15 protein-coding genes and 2 pseudogenes are annotated in these 20,519 nt (G+C 34.6%); 13 read left to right on the forward strand and 4 right to left on the reverse strand.

The window, feature by feature from the left end; all coding sequences use genetic code 11:
* The 8 genes and pseudogenes from AC1DFT_RS08930 to tnpC form a co-directional block, all read left to right on the forward strand.
* Entirely contained in the window at positions 1–1,161 is a 1,161-nt protein-coding gene (locus AC1DFT_RS08930) for a glycosyltransferase family 4 protein (protein WP_477918835.1), read from the forward strand.
* Between the two features lie 802 nt (positions 1,162–1,963).
* Positions 1,964–2,620, forward strand: coding sequence for a hypothetical protein (locus AC1DFT_RS08935; protein WP_477918836.1), 657 nt, complete (start codon positions 1,964–1,966; stop codon positions 2,618–2,620).
* Between the two features lie 34 nt (positions 2,621–2,654).
* The gene (locus AC1DFT_RS08940) at positions 2,655–3,896 is read left to right on the forward strand and encodes a lipopolysaccharide biosynthesis protein (protein WP_477918837.1); all 1,242 of its coding nucleotides are present in this window, start codon (positions 2,655–2,657) and stop codon (positions 3,894–3,896) included.
* Positions 3,897–4,080: 184 nt separating this feature from the next.
* Positions 4,081–5,247, forward strand: coding sequence for a nucleotide sugar dehydrogenase (locus tag AC1DFT_RS08945; RefSeq protein WP_477918838.1), 1,167 nt, complete (start codon positions 4,081–4,083; stop codon positions 5,245–5,247).
* 52 nt (positions 5,248–5,299) lie between these two features.
* Positions 5,300–6,301, forward strand: a complete 1,002-nt coding sequence (gene galE, locus AC1DFT_RS08950) for a UDP-glucose 4-epimerase GalE (protein WP_477918902.1) — start codon at positions 5,300–5,302, stop codon at positions 6,299–6,301.
* Between the two features lie 191 nt (positions 6,302–6,492).
* Positions 6,493–6,687 carry a hypothetical protein gene (locus AC1DFT_RS08955; RefSeq protein WP_477918839.1) on the forward strand — a complete coding sequence of 65 codons (195 nt, stop codon included), beginning with the start codon at positions 6,493–6,495 and terminating at the stop codon, positions 6,685–6,687.
* Complete coding sequence (gene tnpB / locus AC1DFT_RS08960; protein WP_477918840.1) at positions 6,684–7,037, forward strand: IS66 family insertion sequence element accessory protein TnpB; 354 nt, start codon at positions 6,684–6,686, stop codon at positions 7,035–7,037. Before AC1DFT_RS08955 ends, tnpB begins: the two co-directional genes overlap by 4 nt.
* A 63-nt stretch (positions 7,038–7,100) precedes the next feature.
* Positions 7,101–8,146: pseudogene (gene tnpC / locus AC1DFT_RS08965) on the forward strand (IS66 family transposase); the annotation flags it as partial.
* A 33-nt stretch (positions 8,147–8,179) separates the two neighbouring features.
* Here tnpC and AC1DFT_RS08970 read toward each other — a convergent pair.
* The 4 genes from AC1DFT_RS08970 to AC1DFT_RS08985 all read right to left on the reverse strand — a co-directional run bounded on the left by AC1DFT_RS08970 (position 8,180) and on the right by AC1DFT_RS08985 (position 11,203).
* On the reverse strand, positions 8,180–8,569 hold the full coding sequence (locus AC1DFT_RS08970; RefSeq protein ID WP_477918841.1) for a tyrosine-type recombinase/integrase: 390 nt from the start codon (positions 8,567–8,569) through the stop codon (positions 8,180–8,182).
* Positions 8,570–8,630: 61 nt separating this feature from the next.
* Positions 8,631–9,269 (reverse strand): tyrosine-type recombinase/integrase, encoded by a 639-nt coding sequence (locus AC1DFT_RS08975; protein WP_477918842.1) that lies wholly within the window; start codon positions 9,267–9,269, stop codon positions 8,631–8,633.
* A gap of 376 nt (positions 9,270–9,645) precedes the next feature.
* Positions 9,646–10,215 carry a tyrosine-type recombinase/integrase gene (locus tag AC1DFT_RS08980; RefSeq protein WP_477918843.1) on the reverse strand — a complete coding sequence of 190 codons (570 nt, stop codon included), beginning with the start codon at positions 10,213–10,215 and terminating at the stop codon, positions 9,646–9,648.
* Between the two features lie 4 nt (positions 10,216–10,219).
* A complete protein-coding gene (locus tag AC1DFT_RS08985) occupies positions 10,220–11,203 on the reverse strand; it encodes a tyrosine-type recombinase/integrase (RefSeq protein WP_477918844.1) in 984 nt (327 codons plus the stop codon).
* A 396-nt stretch (positions 11,204–11,599) separates the two neighbouring features.
* On the opposite strand from AC1DFT_RS08985, the pseudogene AC1DFT_RS08990 reads away from it, so the two are divergent.
* The 5 genes and pseudogenes from AC1DFT_RS08990 to AC1DFT_RS09010 all read left to right on the forward strand — a co-directional run.
* Positions 11,600–12,148: pseudogene (locus tag AC1DFT_RS08990) on the forward strand (IS66 family transposase); the annotation flags it as partial.
* Positions 12,149–12,930: 782 nt separating this feature from the next.
* Entirely contained in the window at positions 12,931–13,827 is an 897-nt protein-coding gene (locus AC1DFT_RS08995; protein ID WP_477918845.1) for an HNH endonuclease, read from the forward strand.
* A 65-nt stretch (positions 13,828–13,892) separates the two neighbouring features.
* The gene (locus AC1DFT_RS09000; RefSeq protein ID WP_477918846.1) at positions 13,893–15,860 is read left to right on the forward strand and encodes an AAA family ATPase; all 1,968 of its coding nucleotides are present in this window, start codon (positions 13,893–13,895) and stop codon (positions 15,858–15,860) included.
* A gap of 2 nt (positions 15,861–15,862) precedes the next feature.
* On the forward strand, positions 15,863–16,840 hold the full coding sequence (locus tag AC1DFT_RS09005) for a hypothetical protein (RefSeq protein ID WP_477918847.1): 978 nt from the start codon (positions 15,863–15,865) through the stop codon (positions 16,838–16,840).
* 202 nt (positions 16,841–17,042) lie between these two features.
* Positions 17,043–20,456 (forward strand): hypothetical protein, encoded by a 3,414-nt coding sequence (locus AC1DFT_RS09010; RefSeq protein ID WP_477918848.1) that lies wholly within the window; start codon positions 17,043–17,045, stop codon positions 20,454–20,456.
* Positions 20,457–20,519: the final 63 nt, after the last annotated feature.

Here is a 20,519-nt window from a genome sequence, read left to right on the forward strand (position 1 = left end):
ATGAAAATTACACATATATGCCTTTGTGGACCTGTAACAGATAATTTTTCTTATCAGGACAATTTACTTCCAAAGTATCATAAAAAAATTGGATATGAAGTTAGTGTTATTACTTCGAAATATATATGGAATGAAAAGGGGGAACTAGATCTTGATAATAGGTTTATCTACTATAATGAATATGGCATAAAAACTATTAGACTTAAATCAAAATATGGTTCAACTGTACAATCAAAATTTAAAAGATATAAAAATTTGTATGAAACAATAAGTAAAGAGAAACCTGACATTTTATTTATTCATGGTATACAGTTTTTAGATATTAAAGTTGTTGTAAAGTATTTAAAACAAAATAAAAGAGTAAAAGTATATGTAGATAATCACGCTGATTTCTCTAATAGTGCAACAAATTGGATTTCAAGGGAGATTTTACACGGCGTTATTTGGAGATATTGTGGGAAAATGATTGAACCATACACAAGCAAATTTTATGGTGTCTTACCAGCAAGAGTAAGTTTTCTTAAAGAGGTTTATAAGGTACCTGAGGAAAAAATAGAATTGTTAGTTTTAGGTGCAGATAATGATAAAGTTATAGTCGATAAAAATAATCTAACTAAAAAGGATATAAGAGAGAAACATTTAGTCAAATCAGACGATTTTTTAATAATAACTGGTGGAAAGATTGATAGTGCAAAAAAACAAACATTACTATTAATGCAGGCAGTAAAGGAAATTGAAAAAAAGAATATAAAGTTAATTATTTTTGGATCTGTGTCTAATGAAATAAAGGATGAATTCAATGCGCTAGTTGATGGAGAGAAAATAATTTATGTTGGCTGGGTTTCTACCGATGACAGTTATAGGTATTTTGCTTCTGCGGATTTGGCAGTATTTCCAGGAAGACATTCTGTTCTATGGGAACAAGCAATCGGAATAGGACTACCTTGTGTATTTAAATACTGGGAAGGGACTACTCATGTTGATGTAGGAGGAAATTGCAAATTTATATATCATGACACTGTTGAGGAAATAGGAAACAGTATAAATGAAATTATTAATAATCAATCATTATATATAAATATGAAAAATAGTGCGGAAAAATATGGAGTGGCTGAATTCTCATATGAAAATATTGCAATAAAAAGTATGCAAGAAAGTTAGAAAGTATAGGGTATCTACATAATGGATAGAAAGTGGTTATATTGATAAATTCTATTAATTAATGTAATCATCAAAAGCGTTAATTTTAATTGAACTTGACTTAATAATTCCCTCTTTACTAACTTTGTTTTAAATGACAATGAAATCTTATAGATAGGGGGGAACAAATATTCTAATGCTAAAAGACACCAATGAATTTAAGATTAATGGTTACAAATTATTTATATATTTATTTATCTATAAAGTTGTAATTGAACTTGTCTATATTATTAGTATATCGCCAATATACAGTTATACTGGTTTGACCTTAAATATGAATTTTTCTGCCTTTTGGATATCGTTATTATTTTTAAGTTTAATAATAATATTCTTTCCAAAAGACAAGTCAAGGCCCTCAACATATTTGTATTTGATATTTATACTATTTTTGGTAATACCTACGTTTTCCTATTATTGGTTAAATAATCAGAGTCTAGTCTATACCACATTTATTGCTATATCTTCTTTAATAATTTCTTTATTTTTAAAAATAAGGCCAGTAAATATTTTCGAAGAAATTAAATCTGCAAATTCACTATTAAACATCATTTTCATATTATATTTACTAATTACGCTATTCATGATAATACAGCGAGGCGGGATTGATTTTCGGGCACTAGATCTTAGTTCAATATACGAAATACGTTCTGAGGCTAGTTTTTCTGGTGTTCTAGGATATTTATTAAACTGGTGTGCCAAAGTATTTTGTCCGTTTTTTTTCGCATATTTTATTTATAAAAAAAATCGCAGGAAACAATTTCTTGTGTTAATACTTCAATTACTATTATATTTAAGTTTTGGTTTTAAAGCATATTTATTTTCGATAGGTATGTTAATCATGGTTGTAATGGTAATGAAAAAACACAAATTCGAACGTGATTTCACTTTAGGCTTTACTGGAATAGTTATAGTGTCCTATCTTTTGGATGTACTTAGGCTCTCAAATGATCTATTGAATAGTATTCCGTTTAGAATGATTTTCGTACCAGCACAAATACAATTCCAATATTATGATTTTTTTGTAAATAGAGATAAGATGTTTTTTGCAGATGGGCTTATAGGGAAAATCTTTTCTATTGAAAGTCCTTTTGATCGACCAGTTCCTTTTGTAATTGCGAAGTATTTTCAGGATGCAGAATCAAATTCTAATACTGGAATATTTTCAGATGCTTTTGCTAATGGTGGTTTTATAGCTATGCTCTTTTTTGCCATTTTGTTGGCACTAGTTCTTTATATTATTGACTCACTGACTAGAAGAATACCCAATTATCTCGTAGTTGCGTCTTTTAGCTACATGATGTTCGTAATTAATGACAATTCTCTTCTAACAGCTTTTCTTACGGGAGGAATGGGATTAATGATTATTTTGCTCCTTTTGTTTAATTCTAGCATAGGCAAGGGGAAATCTAATATTCAATAGGTAATTTAATAACTTAATGGATGAGGTTAAAGTGATGCAATTTTCTTTTAGAAAAGGAATTTTAAAAGATTCTATATTAAATATTATTGCCTCATTAATTCTAACACTTGTAGTACAGGTATTAGTTTATCCGTATTTAGCTCTAAAATTTACTATTGCGGAATATGGAATAATATTAACGCTTATGGGTATGGTCAATGCTGTAGGTGTTTCGTTAGGGAACTCTTTGAATAATACTAGAATATTACTTCAGCCAGAATATGATAAAAGAAGAACAAACGGTGATTATAATCTTATTTTTTTATGTCTTTTATTAGTAGGAGCGATTATTACAGGCTGTATATCTATTGTCTTATTGAAAAGGCTTGATATAACTGTTATTGGCTGTATAGTTATAACAATTCTAATACTATTTCGTTCTTATTATTCTGCTAGCTTCAGGATAATAATAAATTATAAAAAAATACTCTATTCAAATATATGGGGTTTTATCGGATATATAGTTGGACTAGTTATCGTAAAGTATACAGGGTTTTGGGTATTCGTGTTTGTTTTTGGGGAGCTATTTGCATGTATATATATTTATTATRCTTCGAAGATTATCCATGATAAATTTCAAATCACTATTCTTTTTAAAAAAAGTTTAGTTAAATTCACATTCATCATGATGGCTGCCGTTTTTTCAAATTTACTGATGTATATGGATCGTTTTTTTATATATCCATTCCTTGGAGCAGAACAAGTTTCAGTGTATACTGTTGCTTCATTTATAGGGAAATCAGCAGGCATTTTGCTGAATCCAATTGCTGGTGTTTTACTTACCTACTATGTAAAAGAAGAACTGATGACCGTAAGGCAATTTTATAAACGTACTGGTCTATTTACTTTGGTATCTTGTATTATATATATTTTAATCCTTTTAGTTGGGATTCCTATAACAAAAGTGCTTTATCCTTCACTTGTTAATAGTGCATTACCTTTTTTCTATGTGGGTAATTTAGCCGCTATTTTATTCATTTTAGGAAATACAATCCAGCCAACCTTATTAAGATACTGTCATGCAAAATGGCAATTAATAATTCAAGTAACATACTTCTTACTATATTTAATATTAGGCTACTTTGGTATGATTACCTATGAACTTTTTGGGTTTGTTTATGCTATTTTAATAGCAAATTTTTTAAGAATCTTACTAATGCTATTTGTTGTTAACGTAACTTTACTCAAGGTGTCTCAAGCTAGTACTATTTATACAACAATTGATAAAAGGCAATGATTTACCGAATAAAAACACTTAGAGGAATAGGTGATGTCTATTTGGATAATAGACTATTACTTATTTGTAACTTATTAGTTGTTAGTGACTAAGTTAATTCAAACATCTAGTACATGCCTCTCTAATACCGATTTTTCATTCTATAAGAATCATAGAAAATTAAACGACTGGAGATGTATAAAAAATGAAAATAACAATAGCTGGTACAGGCTATGTAGGGTTATCGAATGCGATATTATTAGCTCAGCATAATGAAGTAATTGCACTGGATATTATTCAAGACAAAGTTGATATGATTAATAGTAAAAGATCCCCTATCCTTGATAATGGGATTGAAGAATACTTTGCAAAAAAGGAATTAAAATTAACTGCAACAACCGACAATTATAAAGCATATAAGGATGCAGAGTATGTCATTATTTCAACACCGACAAATTATGACCCTGAAAAAAACTATTTTAATACTAGAACTGTTGAGGCTGTTATTGCTAATGTACTATCCATTAATCCAGATGCAGTAATGGTAATCAAGTCCACTGTCCCAGTTGGTTATACTGAAAAAGTAAAAGAGAAGTTTGAAACAAATAATATTATTTTCTCACCTGAATTTTTACGTGAAGGGAAGGCTTTGTATGACAACCTATATCCCTCCCGTATAATTGTTGGTGAACAATCTGATAGAGCTCAGGTATTCTCCGATTTGCTAGTTCAAGGAGCTATTAAAGAAGATATTCCTGTTTTATTTACAAATTCAACTGAAGCTGAAGCCATTAAACTATTTGCTAACACCTTCCTTGCGATGAGAGTCGCATTTTTTAATGAGCTCGATTCTTATGCAGAGGTGAGAGGATTAGACAGTAAGCAAATTATTGATGGAGTGGGTCTAGACCCACGAATTGGAAATCACTATAATAATCCATCCTTCGGTTATGGTGGATACTGTCTGCCTAAAGATACAAAACAGTTATTGGCCAATTATGAGGATGTTCCAAATAATATAATGACAGCTATTGTAGATGCAAATAGAACAAGAAAAGACCATGTTGCAGAAATGATTATTAAGAAGAATCCTAAGATTGTAGGTATCTATAGACTTACCATGAAAATGGACTCTGATAACTTTAGACAATCTGCTATTCAAGGTGTCATGAAGCGTATTAAGGCTAAGGGTATAGAAGTGGTTGTATATGAGCCCGCTCTTCAAGAAGAGACATTCTTTAATTCGAAAGTAATAAACGACTTTGAAGAATTTAAGAGAGTTTCAGATGTAATTGTAGCGAACCGTCTATCAGATGATCTACGTGAAGTAGAGGATAAAGTTTATACTCGGGATTTGTTTAGTAGAGACTAGTATATCGTTAAAGGGTTATTACCTAGGTGAAATAGGAAAGGAGGTTTTTATTCTGAACATACTAGTAACTGGCGGAGCTGGATATTTAGGATCACACACTTGTGTTGCTTTGTTGGAAGCAGGGCATTCAGTCATTATAGTTGATAAGCTTTCCAACAGTAAGCGTGAGACTTTTATGAAAATCATGGATATAGCTGATAAGGAAGTAACTTTTTACGAGATTGATGCAACAGATGAAGAAGCTGTTGATATTATTTTCAGAAATTACAAGATTGATGGAGTTATTCATTTTGCTGGTCTTAAAGCAGTTGGTGAATCAGTAGAAAAGCCTCTGGAATATTATTACAACAACATCGTAAGTACAATGGTTCTAACAAAAGTTTGTCAAAAATATGGTGTCAATCGATTTGTCTTTAGCTCATCTGCAACAGTGTATGGAGATAATAAAGTACCTTTTGTAGAAACAATGGATCTCTTACCAACGACTAATCCTTATGGTGAAACGAAAGCCATGAGTGAGCGGATTCTTACTGATATAGCAAATGCAAACCCTTCTTTATCAGTTTCAATCCTTCGATATTTCAATCCTGTAGGAGCTCATGAGAGTGGTTTAATTGGTGAGGCACCTAACGGAATTCCTAATAACCTTATGCCATACGTAACTCAAGTAGCAAAAGGTAAACGTGAGAAATTACGTGTGTTTGGAAATGACTACCCTACGGTGGATGGTACCGGAGTTCGCGATTACATTCATGTTGTAGACCTTGCTGAGGGCCATGTTGCTGCATTGGAAAATTTAACTGAAGGTGTCCATGTTTATAATTTGGGAAGCGGGAAAGGTACTAGTGTACTAGAATTGGTAAAAGCTTTTGAAGAAGCTAATGATATTGAAGTCCCTTATGAAATAGTTGATAGAAGACCAGGTGATATTGCATTATGCTACGCAGATGCTTCAAAAGCGGAACGTGAACTGGGCTGGAAAGCTAAACGTGATATAATCGCTATGTGCCGAGATGCTTGGCGTTTTGAGAAGAATTATAATTATAAAGAGTAGGAAATATACCCGCTGAGTCTAATTGGCTTGGCGGGCTCATTTGTGTTGGAAGTATTATTTTCCTTCTTAATTTTTTCCATCGTTATTCTATTTTATATTTATTTAACGTAAGCCCGTAATCAAATAGCGCATTTAAACCCCCACGCACCTCCGGTACTATAGAGATATCAAATGAAGGAGGTGCTTTTCTTATGCTAATTACAAAACTAACAATTGTCCCTGTGACACTAAACCCTATCAAGGATGAACTTTCATTAACAACCTCGCAACAACATTTATCAGGACCAAGTTGCATCATTAAAACAGATAGTACGGAAATCTCCTTCTTCCATGGCGTAGATGAGCATATCATTCGAACGATCATGAAGGAGCTGAACAATCGATGAAGCATGATTTTACGAGCGTGCAAAACATCTATATTATTTGTGGCAAAACGGATATGCGAAAAGGTATTGATGGTCTCGCCACACTCATTCAAGATTCTTTTGAATTGGACACATATAGCGATTCAATCTTCTTATTTTCTGGCACGAGCAAAGACCGTTATAAATGTTTGTATTTTGATGGGGATGGCTTCGCCATGCTTTATAAACGCCTAGATAACGGAAAACYACAATGGCCAAAGAATGAAATCGAAGTACGCAACCTTTCACAGCAGGAGCTTCGCTGGCTATTAGAAGGATTATCTCTACAACAACCAAAAGCGATTGCAAAATCTGCAAAAGGTATCTTTTAAACACCTCCTTCTGAATGTTATAATCATCTGTAGATGAAACTGAACGGAAATGTGGTGAGTGATTTGGGAAACGCTTCTAATAAAATTGAAAAAATAATTCAACTTATGGAAGAACAACTAACGTATATGACACAACAAAATGGAGATTTATCTAAACAAAACAAGGATTTATTGAAACGAATCGAAGCGTTGACTGAACAAATTCACCAATTAACAAAAGCTTTATACGGCTCCAAATCTGAGAAGTCAAAGTATCAAGCACCAGACGGACAGTGCTCTTTATTTGAAGACGATCCGTCTTTTAGCGATTCTGAGCAGACAGAAGAACAAAGCACGGAAACAATTAGTTATACCGTCGTCCGTAAATTATCGAAGAAAAAGCGAAATGATTCGTTTCAAGATGGCATTGAAATTGAAGAAATTCACCATCATCCCGCTAACGCTCAATGCGACTGTTGCCTCGGTCAAATGACGGAAGTAGGTACAACAGTAGCGCGTGAAGAAGCAAAATTCATTCCTGCAAAAATGGTGCGCATCCAGCATATTGAACACGCTTACAAGTGTAGGTATTGTAAAAAGATACCGCTCAAAAAGCACAGATGAAACGTGGAAAAGCACCACAAGGTGCAATTCAACGAAGTATTGCAGGACCTACCGTTTTAGCAAAACTCATTTATGATAAACTTATTTAATACTTACCTCTTTACCGCCAGGTAAAGGAATGGGAACGATATGGTCTCCTTACAAATGATAAGAACTTATCGAACTGGGTTATCCGTGTAGCAGAGGATTGGCTTTTACCAGTTTATGAATTGATGAAGGAGATATTAACTGCAAAATCGATTCTACATGTGGACGAGACCAATGCACAAATTATTAAACAATCTGACGGGAAATCCGGTCAATCCAACGCTTACAACTGGGTTTTCCGAAGTGTACCAAGCCAAGGTCCCATCATCGTTCTTTTCCAAAGTGCCTTGTCCAGAGGCCGTGCAGTATTGGAAGATTTTACAGCAGGCTTTAGAGGAACCGTGATTTGTGATGGCTATTCAGCATACGGAAATCTACCTAGTATCAAATTCGCCAACTGTTGGGCGCATTATCCAAGAAGATCGATTATCCGAGAAGAATTGTTGTGTGCCTTAAAAATACAGCAATTCTTCTTTTTTTTCTCGTATAATCATTTGTAGAGTTTTTTGTTTCCAATCTAGAAAATCTGGAATTCTATTTGACTTCTGAGAAGTTTTTCTTTCCTCTACATTGTTTGGGAACCATTTTTCATTCCATTCCTTTAAATGTTTGTTCACCGTATCTTGAGAAATTTCGGCATAAATCTCAGTCGACTTCAAAGAGGCATGACCTAAAAAGTTCTTAATCTCAACCAAGGAGACCCCTGCTTCAAGCATAAGGCTGGCAGTTGTATGTCTCATAGAATGAGGTGGATAACTACCGGCAGTAAATATAGCTGGGTTTTCTTTTTTTGCAATAGTTACGTACTTTTTGAATATCTCTTCTATGTAAGAAACGCTCATCTACTCATGTGTTTGACTTGAAAATATATGTCTTTCTGGTTTTCCGCTGATTTTCCTGTGCTCAATATACTGCTGAAGCAGTATATTGAGCACAGGCGGCAGGAATTCCGATACGGCGGCTCTTTCCGCCTTTCCCCCTAATATTTAGCGTAGCACCTTTTTGATGAAACTGAAGTTTTCCCACCGTAAAATCACATATTTCCTGTGCACGGGCTCCACTTGCATACATAAGACTGAGCAAGATTTTATTTCTAAGACCAATTACCCGATTTTCATTAGGAAGTGCTAAAAGTATCGTGACCTCCTGACAAGAAAGAATTACTCTTTGCTTATGTTGGGTTTTCTTCACAGGAATTTTATTCACGCTATTCCTGAAAACAGAAGCCGCAGCAAAGTCTCGGTTTTGTGCATAAGCAGAAAAAGATGCTATTGCAGACAACCGTTGGTTTTTAGTAGATGCACTGCAGCCACGCAAAGATCCAATCCATGTAAAAAAATCCGTTAACGTTATATAATCTAGCTTGTCAAAGGTTATTTTGTCAGCATCAATTCCATTTTCCTTGTACATGAATTCAATGAGTAGGCGAAATGCATATTTATAGGATTTAACTGTATTGGGACTGTCACCTACAGAACACGGAAGATAGGTAGTAATAAAAGCGTCAAGAAGATTTAAAAAATCAGATGCTTTATTCTTCATAAGCCACCTCCAGGAAAACCTGCAATGCGTATTCCTCAAACAGTTCCATAGCGTCAGGATATAATTCGTTACTAAATTTCAGATATCTCTCTGTTTCTTTCAAGCTGTCATGCCCTAGATATATGGATAAATAGGGAACAGAAGCGTCAATAGTATGCCCTGACTTTTCAGCTTCTGCAAAGGATTTAAAGGCATGGTCCACGTTCCCGTTTTGCCCTTCCTTTCATTGATATCTCAGCAGATTTCAGTATGACATTGAACTTATTTCGGGCAGCTATTACTGAAAATGGGACTTCCTGTATTGCACTTGGGAACAGTAATGCTTCAGGTTTCCCTATCACTCCCATTGCAAGACAGTATCTTTTTAGGATGGAAGTCAATGTATAGTGCTTGGGGACCAGGCTTGCTTATCTCCTTTTGTATGTTTTAAAGTAAGAATTCCACCATCAAGGTCCACATCCTTCATCTTCACAGCTAGGGTCTCCCCTACGCGAAGTCCACAGCCATACATAATTCGGAGCATCATTGGAAACTCAAGCCGGATAAAAGGATTCGGTTGGCTCTTTGAAAGGGTAATATTATCAGATAGCGAAAAAATCCGTTCCAGTTCCTCATCAGAGAAAATATATGGAATATAATCATCTGCAACCTTGGGGATTGGCGGTATAAAAACCTTAATTCCAAGGCTACTTAAATATCGGAGAAACAGACGTATAACAATAACCTTATTGGCAATGGAACTGCTTTTTCCTGTTAAACTTTTTACCCATCCGGTTATTACGGGTTCAGAGACCGACTTCTGTTGAAGATTGCATTCTGTTATATAGTTGTCGAAGGTAGTAAGATAATGGCAATCATGAGCATATGCACTATTACTTAATACAGCTTTTCTGAATGATAAAAAATCGGCAAGCTCAGTCCTCAGGATACTTTTAAATTCCGACATAGCTTCACCCTCCATTCAGAAATGCTTTGAACACACCGGAAGGTGCCGGCACCTTTATTGCATACTCCCGCAATCGCTCTATATCAACTTTTGCATAATGCTTTATTGCGTCTGGATCTGTATGTCCCAGCACTTTTCGTACGACATCATATGGTACTTGTTCATTAACCATGGAGCTGGTGAGAGATGACCTCAATGTATGGACACCATGCTTTTTACCTGAAATATCAATGCCCGCTTTTCGGAAATATTTCGTTGTTGCAAATCGAAGGGCTGAGGTTGTTATTCCCTGAAAGGGAGCATTCTGTCGAAGAAAAATGTGGCATTCGTTATTAACTGTCGGACGTGCATTTTTAATAGCATCTTTTATTTCTGGGAGAAGCGGTAATTCTAGCAGTTTTAGGGTTTTTTCTTGAATTATATGGATAGAATTTCCTTCAAAATCTATGTTGTCTAAAGACAAGTGTGCGATATCTCCAGCACGCATCCCCAACCGGGTAGCAAGAAGCAGCATCGCATAATCACGAACTCCCGTTTTACTTGATGGGTCTATAGCTTTTTCAAACCTGAGGATTTCATCCTCAGAGTATGTGGTAGGTATTACAAATGCTCTTGTATAATGAAGAAAAATGGCGGAACAATCGAATTTAACCACGTTTTCTTTGTAAAGATGTTTAAGAAACATTCGGATAACTGCCCATGCATCCTTATTTTGAAACATCAAACATGCTTTACACATCTGATTGAAACTCATATCCTCTATTTCATTACATCCCGACTCCATCAGAAAGATCAGAAAGTCTTTGCAGAATTTCCTTTTTCTTTTAATGGTTCCATCGCGATTTCCATTCTGTTCACAAAATGACTGGTAATCTTCTAGCAAAATGGCATAACTCTCCCGCAACTTAACAGATGATTTTTCCCGTTGGTGAAAGTACTTTCTTCCATTATAATAATCACTTAATCTTCCTAATACTGTAATAATCATTTTTTGAAAAGGAACACTTGTTTCGTGGGTAGAAATGTAATCCTCAATAAAAGCGTCTCCGATTTCGGAAGAATATGCAGGTATTTCATTCTACTGCATATAAAGTGCAAGCTTTTTAAGTATTCGACGGTAATTGTTCATTGTTTCCTTGCCATAGCATTTTAATTGAAGCTGTTCTAGCAATCCAAGAGTCAGTTGTACGACAGGCTGATTTCTTTTTTCCAAAGGTATCCCCCCATACAAGATTGCGTATGATTACATTTTAATCATTGTATAAAAGGATCATAATTATTCGAGAAAAAAGACAAGCAATAAAGTAATTAAGAGGAATTCCGTAATTCTTCTCGGATAATCAATCTTCTTGGATAATGCGCCTTATCTGAGAACTCAGATAAGGCGCACGTTCGACGTTATTGGCTGAAAGCCGATAGCAAAAACGGGAAGATTGGTGTGGATTATTGTGATCAAATCTATAATTTAGAACGTCAATTTAAGCACCTTTCGCCTGGTAAACGTCGAAAAGCAAGGCAAAAACATTCAAGGCCGATTGTAGAAAAGTTTCTCCAATGGGTAGATGAATCACCTTTCTTTGGAAAGAACGCTTTAGCTAAAGCGGCCGAATACACATTAAATCGTGTACATGGGCTAAAAGCTTTTCTTTTTGATGGACGGATAGAAATCGATAACAATCCAGCTGAAAATGCGATTCGTCCGAACGTGATTGGACGCAAAAACTGGCTTTTCCCTGTAAGTGAAGCTGGTGCGAAAGCAAATGCGATCTGTTTAAGTTTGGCAGAAACGGCCAAAGCGAATGGCATCGATTTTTATTAATACCTTGTGAAGCTCTTGAAAGAGCTGCCAAATTTACCGATTAATCAGCAGCCCAAAATTTTATATGATTATATGCCTTGGGCGAAAAATATCAAGGCCACATGTGCAAAATAGCCAGCTATCCGAAAAAACTTTCAGATAGCTGGCCATTCGTCGTGCACACCGTAAAGATGCGCTATTTTATTATAATTCGGGCTTACATTTAACATCTCTTCTTTTGAAATTTTACCCCATTCTAAATCTATCAACATTATATATATATTGGCCCTAAGCGATATAGGTGCTCTTTTAAAAAACAGCTCATATACTTTTTCATCATTAACTACAATGGTAAATTTATCTGTTTAATTTAATTCAAACTTTGCAATTCGCCCATACAGGTGAATTGGGTTCATAAATGAAAAATGTCTACGCTCGGGATTAACTGGCATAAATGTTAAATACCATCTTTGATATCCTTCATTATCAATATTAAGTATCATGTCAGGAAATGGTAATCTTTCCTCTGTTTTTTTCCACAGTCCATTTAAACGGACTTTCGTATAAATCTGCCAGGATAACTTGTTTGAATTTCCTTTCTAGCTCTTCACGCTGCATTCTTAAATTCATCGGTGAGTATCTCTCAACTATATTTTTTTTATTTCCACCCGATTCACCTCCTCTAGCCAAATGCCCTGCGGCAACCATAAGATCTTGATATGTAACCTCATAGTGTGCTTTCGCAGCTAATTTTGATATCGTTTCCGGAGTTGGAGGTGAAGCATGTCATTTGTCTAAGGAACCTGGAGATGTGAGCGGCACTTACACCTGTGTAACCAATTATGAACTCAAATATCTAATTATTATAAAAAGTGATATAATATTCCTATAATTGAGAAAAAAGTGGGGTATATTTGATGGGGGTAATTCGTGGCGCTGCTAAAGTAGCGAATACAGTTCTTGGTGGTACTGCTACAGGTGGGGTTAAGCTAGTCAGCAAAATAGTATCTAAGAAAAACGAAAAAGTTGGTCGTTACGTAGGTGAACTGGGTCAAAGTGTGATTAAGGCATCGAAATATGCAGTTGATTCAGTGGGGCAATTTGCAGATGGCTCCATACAAGGGGCGTATGGAATCGTTAAAAAAGATACCTATCATAGAAAACAAGGTTGGGAAGATATAAAGAACTCAACAGGACGTACAATTAAGGGTATTGGTTCGGGTATTAAATACACAGTGAAAAGTACGGGAATTACACTCAATGGAATACGTAATAAAGACAGAGAAGAGATACTTCATGGTGTAGGCAACTTGGGTAAAGTTGTAGCAGTAAGTGCTTTTGCAATTGGAGTTTTTGATATTGTAGACGGTCCTGACATAGCGCAAGCGGATAACCTTGAAACTCGGAATGATCACTTATCAGGATTAGACCATCCCGAAACAGGGGTTCAATTCATAGAGAGAGCAATAGAATTACCTAGTGGCGAACTGCAAGCAGGTACTTTTCCTTTGTTTGACTCTCCATTTAGTATTATCTTAGCAGAAGAAATGTATTCAGAAAGCGACAACACACATTTTCAAATAGCAAATGAAACACTTTACCAAGCTATTCAAGAATCACCAAAAGTAGCAACTGAACTAGGATTATCCCAATTCGACTTACAAGCATTAGCTAATGGCATAACACCTGATGGATATGATTGGCACCACAATGAACAATCAGGAGTACTTCAATTAGTAAATGAAGAAACACATCAAAACACAGGTCACACTGGTGGTCGAGAAGTTTGGGGTGGGGGAAGTGAGAACCGCTAAACGGGACAAGATGTCAACTCGGCAAATTTATTAATGCAATTTTAAATGACTTTCAGGAGGTAGCTATGCTAAAAAAATGGAACATTGAAGGATTTAAATCAATATACGATAGAAAAGAGTTTCAGATATCACCATTAACGATTTTTACTGGGGCAAACAGTTCTGGCAAAAGTTCAGTGATTCAAAGTATTTTGCTAACTGTACAAACATTCAAGAACCCCCTTAAAAACAATCAAATTTTACTGAATGGGCCATTAGTAAAGCTAGGAGATTTTGATGACATCCAATCATATGGTTCAAATAAGGATATTACTATTGGATTCGGTCTAGATTTTAGTGGGGTTAAGTCAGATATCTTAGATGAAAGTTATGAAATTCATGAAGGTAATTATGACAAGAATGGAGATAATATTGATTATAGTGATTTACACGGTTCTTTGTTAGAAGATAGAATGAATGATGTCGAAATTGATTATAAATTTAACTTATTACCCTCAAAGAAAGATTCTCAATTTTATCCGAAAATCAATATGGTAAAAGTAAAAACATATATAAACCCTTTATTCAGCCAAGATTACAATGAAATTATAGTGAAAGAAAGTAATTTTAGCCTAGAGGAGAAAAAAAAATTATTTAATATCAAATTATCTCATGAATCTGAATTGAAATATGATATATATGAAATGCAATATACAGAACCAGAAGAGCATAAGGAAGTCAAAAGTTTAAAAGATGAAATCCCACTACCATCAGTCAAGGGTTCTGCAGGAAAACCCATGATGTTAAAACAAGAGAAGCAACAATTCGTTGGCGCTCATTTTACAGGTTTTATTTTCTTTGATTTATACGCATTGAAAGATTTGAATGTAATGATYACGGATTTGATATTCGTTGAATATAGTACTTATAAGGATAATCAGATACCTCTATATTATGATGAATTGATGCAGAATCAAGATTTTCTAACCATATTTCTAACCATATTGGAAATAATCATTGAATTTTTGAAGAAATATAATATCGTAGATATTTCATCAAACGAGATGTTGGCAATACACGACCGTATTCTTCTTACTAATGATCATAATTCCCTTCTAGAAACAGCAAAATACATTAATGAGTTTTTATTTAGCGTTGAACATTTTGACTTATCATATAGTGATGGATTACGAGCTAAAATACTTAATTATATTAAAGAAAATCTAGAACCAGCATATACCGTTACAAAGCTTAAAAATGAAGACATAAATAATCAGTATTTTATTTCAGAATATTTTCAGAATAGAGTAAAATATTTAGGTCCATTAAGAGAAGAACCAAAGCCACTCTATACTACTAATATAGGAGCATTCAATTCAACAAATGTAGGCTCCAAAGGTGAGTTTACTTCATTGGTGTTAGAAATGAATAAAGACATGGAAATAAATTATATATCGCCGAATGAATTAGAATTTAAGGAATACGAAGTAATAAAAGGAAAGCTTATTGATGCTGTTTTAGAGTGGGTAATTTATTTGGGAATTGGCAACGATATTAGAACAGTAGACCATGGAAGCCTTGGACACAAATTAAAGATTCAATTAGAGAAGGGGGGAAAGTTTGTAGATTTAACTAATGTTGGAGTGGGGGTATCACAAATATTACCTATTTTGGTTTCATCACTTCTAACAGAAAAGAAGTCTACACTTATATTTGAACAACCAGAATTACATCTGCATCCAAAGGTTCAAACTAGATTAGCAGACTTCTTTATTACGATGATACAGTTAGATAAACAATGTATTATTGAAACTCATAGTGAACACATGATAAATCGTTTACGTTACAAAGCTGTTTCTTCCCCTAAGGATGCAATTACTGAAAACGCTTTGATTTATTTCGTAGAGAGAGAAAATGGATGTTCAGAATATCGCCAGATTCGTATAAATGAGTATGGCTCGATAGGTAAATGGCCTAAAGGCTTTTTTGATGAATCGGAATTAAATGCTTTATCCATATTAAAAGCTGTAAGAGCTAAGAAACGAGGAGAATAGATATGTATAATATTCTCATCGATCCATTAAGTCTAGTTTTAAGTTCTAGAGATTTAAATTCGGATAAGTTTCAGCTGTATTTAGATAATTTGATAGAAACTGTGGATTTAAGATGCTATGACTTTTTAAATCCATTAATATTAGAAAAAGTATATAGTCTTATAAATGACGAAGATGATTATTTAAATGTATATGATTTAAATAAATGGTTTGAAGAATTTGATGTAAAAGGGGAATATACTTCTAATGATATTAAAGCGGCATATAATATTATTTTGAAATTCGATGCAATTGATAACCTATTTCAATTGGAAAATTATATTTTGAAAGAGTTAAAGGTATTGAGTGATGGAAAAGAAATATTAGTTGAGGAAATTTTTAAAACAGATAGCCTGTTTTTATATAGTTTGATTAGTAAATTAGAGAATGGTGAAACATATTTAAAAGGAATAGCTGATTTAAATTTAAACTACACTGGTGAAGTAACTAAAATAGAAGTAAATGAAGGTTTATTAAATGTCCCTTACAAAATAGATGGAAATTTAAGGATGTTTTCCGCTAATGGTGATATCTTGAAAAAAATTAATGTTTTTGAATTATGGAAAGAAAGTAGTAAAGCAGAAGAATTTTCAAAGCTAATTAAGATATACTTTAATAATAATGCTACACAGAAAGAAAAAAGAACATGGACTATAGGGAAAGATTTTTTTAAAAACTTTAAGAAACACGGGTTTTACATTGAGGATATAAAGATAGAGAAATTGTTGAAAGCTATGTATGTAGTAGTTTATGAGGAATCTAGGAAGTCGCATGCACTTCGAAGTTCTGCATCTGGAGGAGCTCGTCCAAAGGTAAGCCGTCTTGGAACAGCCATGAGAATGGATATTGATTACGAATATCATTTGCACTACTGGATTAAACAAAATCATATTATATTTGCCAAAGTGAGTACACATAATGATTTTCATATACCTAAGTGAAATTAAGGTACAATGTGTTAAGTAACGCGTCCTATGTTAGAAATAATTAAAAACGCTGTCAGAAACAATTCAAGGACTATTAGGGTAAAGGTCATAGTATTCTCTTAAATCCATTTTATTGACATTGCGTATATTGGTACTTTCGTAGTAGTATGTTAGTATTCTGAGTATTCAATTACGCAAAATTAAAAGGAGAGAATGTATGAAAAGAAAGATACTAAAACAAACCGTTGCTGCCACTGTACTTACTTCTTCCATATTAACATTTTCAACAGTTACTTATGGTCTAACAACTTCTATCCAACAATCAATTGACGCCGTAAAAATGGAAATGAAAAAAGCAACACTGAATTATGTAGACCCAGCTTTAAACGGCGAGATTGCACCTAGTTCTTCACTATATCCAGTTTTAAACAGAGTAAAGAAAAACGTTCAAAAAGTAAGAAGTGATATTCTTTCATCCAATCTTTCAGAATCGGAAAAGATTGCTAAGTTGAAAGAATTAGATGCACTTTATGAAGAGAAAATTACAAAAGGGCTAATACCATATATCGATGCATATAATTATGCAGTGAAATATTTGGACCCTCTGTTAAAAGAAATCATCGCTGGAGAGGCGAATAATGATTTTGCAGCAGTCGAAAGAGCATACCATAAGCTATCCGCACAATTAAAATCGAGAACATCCATTTTATATCGTTTCACTGGGAAAGCACCGCGGAATTTATTGCTAGAAAGATATAAACTAAGAGCAGATGAAGAGCGTAATAAATTAATGATTCCTGTGACTATATATATGAAAATGGAAGAAGCAGAAAAGTTATTTAAAGAAGGAAAACAAGAAGAAGCAAAGAAAGTAATGGAAGGAATTTCATCTTTAATTGCAAAGCTGTCACACGAATCAGCAACTTCATTTACAAATGAATTAGTAAAAAAGGCAAAAGCAATACAATCATCCGTTGCATCTCCGCCAGCTACTCCTACTCCAGAATCGCCAGTCATAGTACCACCAAACGGAGGAAGCAACAACGAAAGTAATACGTCACCCTCAGAATCTTCGGCTGAACGAACTTTAAGGTTAGCAAAAGTAAATGCGATTGTAGAGTTAGAAGCCTATGGGAAACAAACTGAATTTAGTGAAGTAGACTGGTCAAATATTTTATTACTTAAAGATTCAGGAAAGCATGCTATTAATAATTCAACTTCTACAACAGCAGTTGAACAAGCATTATTAGCAACAAAAATAGAAATTGATCAAGTAAAAACTAAGGCTGCTACTAGGTTAGCGTTAAATGAAGTCATCATATCCGCAGAACAACTTTTAGCAAATCATGTAGAAGGAACAAATGTCGGACAAGCATCGGCAGCCAATCGAGCTTCGCTAGCTGAAGCAATCGCAACCGCAAAAACTATTTACACAGATGCAGCAAATAAAACACAAGCAGATTTAGAAAACGCGAGCACTATCTTAACAGTAGCAACCACAATATTTGAAGATAAAATTGTACAAGCGGGAGATGCTACGGCATTAAATGCGAAAATTGCAAGGGCGGAACAACTTTTAGTAAATCACATAGAAGGAACAAATGTAGGTCAAGCCGCGGGAACAGATCGACAAGCACTAAATGAAGCGATAGCAGCAGCAAAAGCTGTATACACAGACGCAGCGAACAAAACGCAAGCAGATTTAGACAATGCGACCACAACATTAACAACAGCAATCACAACATTTGAAGATAAAATTGTACAAGCAGGAGATGCTACGGCATTGAATGCGAAAATTGCAAGGGCGGAACAACTTTTAGTAAATCACGTAGAAGGAACAAATGTTGGACAAGCTGCGGGAACGGATAGACAAGCACTAAATCAAGATATAACAGCAGCAAAAGCTGTATACACAGATGCAGCGAACAAAACGCAAGCAGATTTAGACAATGCGACCACAACATTAACAACAGCAATCACGACATTTGAAGATAAAATTGTTCAAGCTGGAGATGCTACGGCATTAAATGCAGCAATTACAGCGGCAGAACAACTTTTAGCAAATCATGTAGAAGGAACAAATGTTGGACAAGCCGCGGGAGCAGATCGTCAAGCACTAAATGAAGCCATAACAGCAGCAAAAGCTATATACACAGATGCAGCGAACAAAACGCAAGCRGATTTARACRATGYGACYACAACATTAACAACAGCAATCACAATATTTGAAGATAAAATTGTACAAGCRGGAGATGCTRCGGCATTAACTGCGAAAATTGCTACGGCAGAACAACTTTTARCAAATCATGTAGAAGGAACAAATGTTGGACAAGCCGCGGGAGCAGATCGACAAATACTAAATCAGGCAATATCAGCAGCAAAAGCTGTATACACAGATGCAGCGAACAAAACGCAAGCAGATTTAGACAATGCGACYACAACATTAACAACAGCAATCACAAYATTTGAAGATAAAATTGTACAAGCAGGAGATGCTACGGCATTAAATGCAGCAATTACTGGAGCAACTGTCTTATACACTAACGCAGTAGAAGGCGTAGAAGTAGGCCAATATATTATTGGTTCAAAAAATACTTTATTGCAAGCTATTCATACAGCGCAATTAGTAGCAGATGAAGCATCTACCAAAACGGTTTTACAATTAACAGAAGCAAAAATAACTTTGGATCAAGCGCTACTTGTTTTTGAGGACAGTCAAGTTAAAGAGTTGACAGGATTAAATAATATCACCATAATCGGTACCGCGAATGATTCGAGTAATAGTATCGTACTTGGAACAGGTGAAGAACTTATATTGTCATCCAGTGACGAGAATGAAGTTGTAGCTACAGTTTCACAAACTCCTATAGGCACAATTAAAGTAACAGGAATTGCGACAGGTGGTCCTATTACCGTTACAGCTCAAGTAATAAAAGATGGACAAGTTATTAAGGCAGGTTCATTTACAATAAAGGTATTGGCTGAGGGTATTACTAGTAAAATACTAACTAATTTTGATTTTTCAACTGTTTATGAATCTCAAGCAAAACTTGTAAGTAAACCAGTCACTCTAGGAGATTTTACAGGAAATCGTAAAGACTTCACAATTGTCATCGGAGAAGATCGTATTCCTATTAATATTTATTGGAAACTTTCTACTGATTTTCCAAAGGGAGCAGCGATGGGTGGTGTCGTAGATAGTCATATCCAGGATTATTATTATAGGAAAGATGGGGCAAATGGCATAATGAATCGTCCAATAATGGCATTTGGATTTGACGATACTTTTCAAATTAGTGCGGCTCAAGTTGGTTCTGCAGCATCCTTTTCACTAGAAGGACCTGACTGGAACTACTTCTTTGACCAATCAACTGCAAAAGGAACAGATACAGATCTATCTAAAAATCGCATATTTACTATCAGTGATGGTATAAATACAGCAACAATCAAATTAACTACAGATTTATCGACAATTGATACGTTTATTAGTCGGATAAATAGTAGCCTATCAAATGCTAATGTAAATATACGGGCAGAAAAAGTAAATGATTCACAGTTTAAAATTACATCGACATCATCTCCAGGAGAATTAATAATTGATGGTATAAATAAAGCAGATTTCTTTGAATAACGTCCCTACGATGTTGTTGTATCTTGAAAGTGAGAGAATACAACTAACTACAAGGGGGAACGT

The sequence above is a fragment of the Psychrobacillus sp. 05T411 genome, from assembly GCF_056396485.1.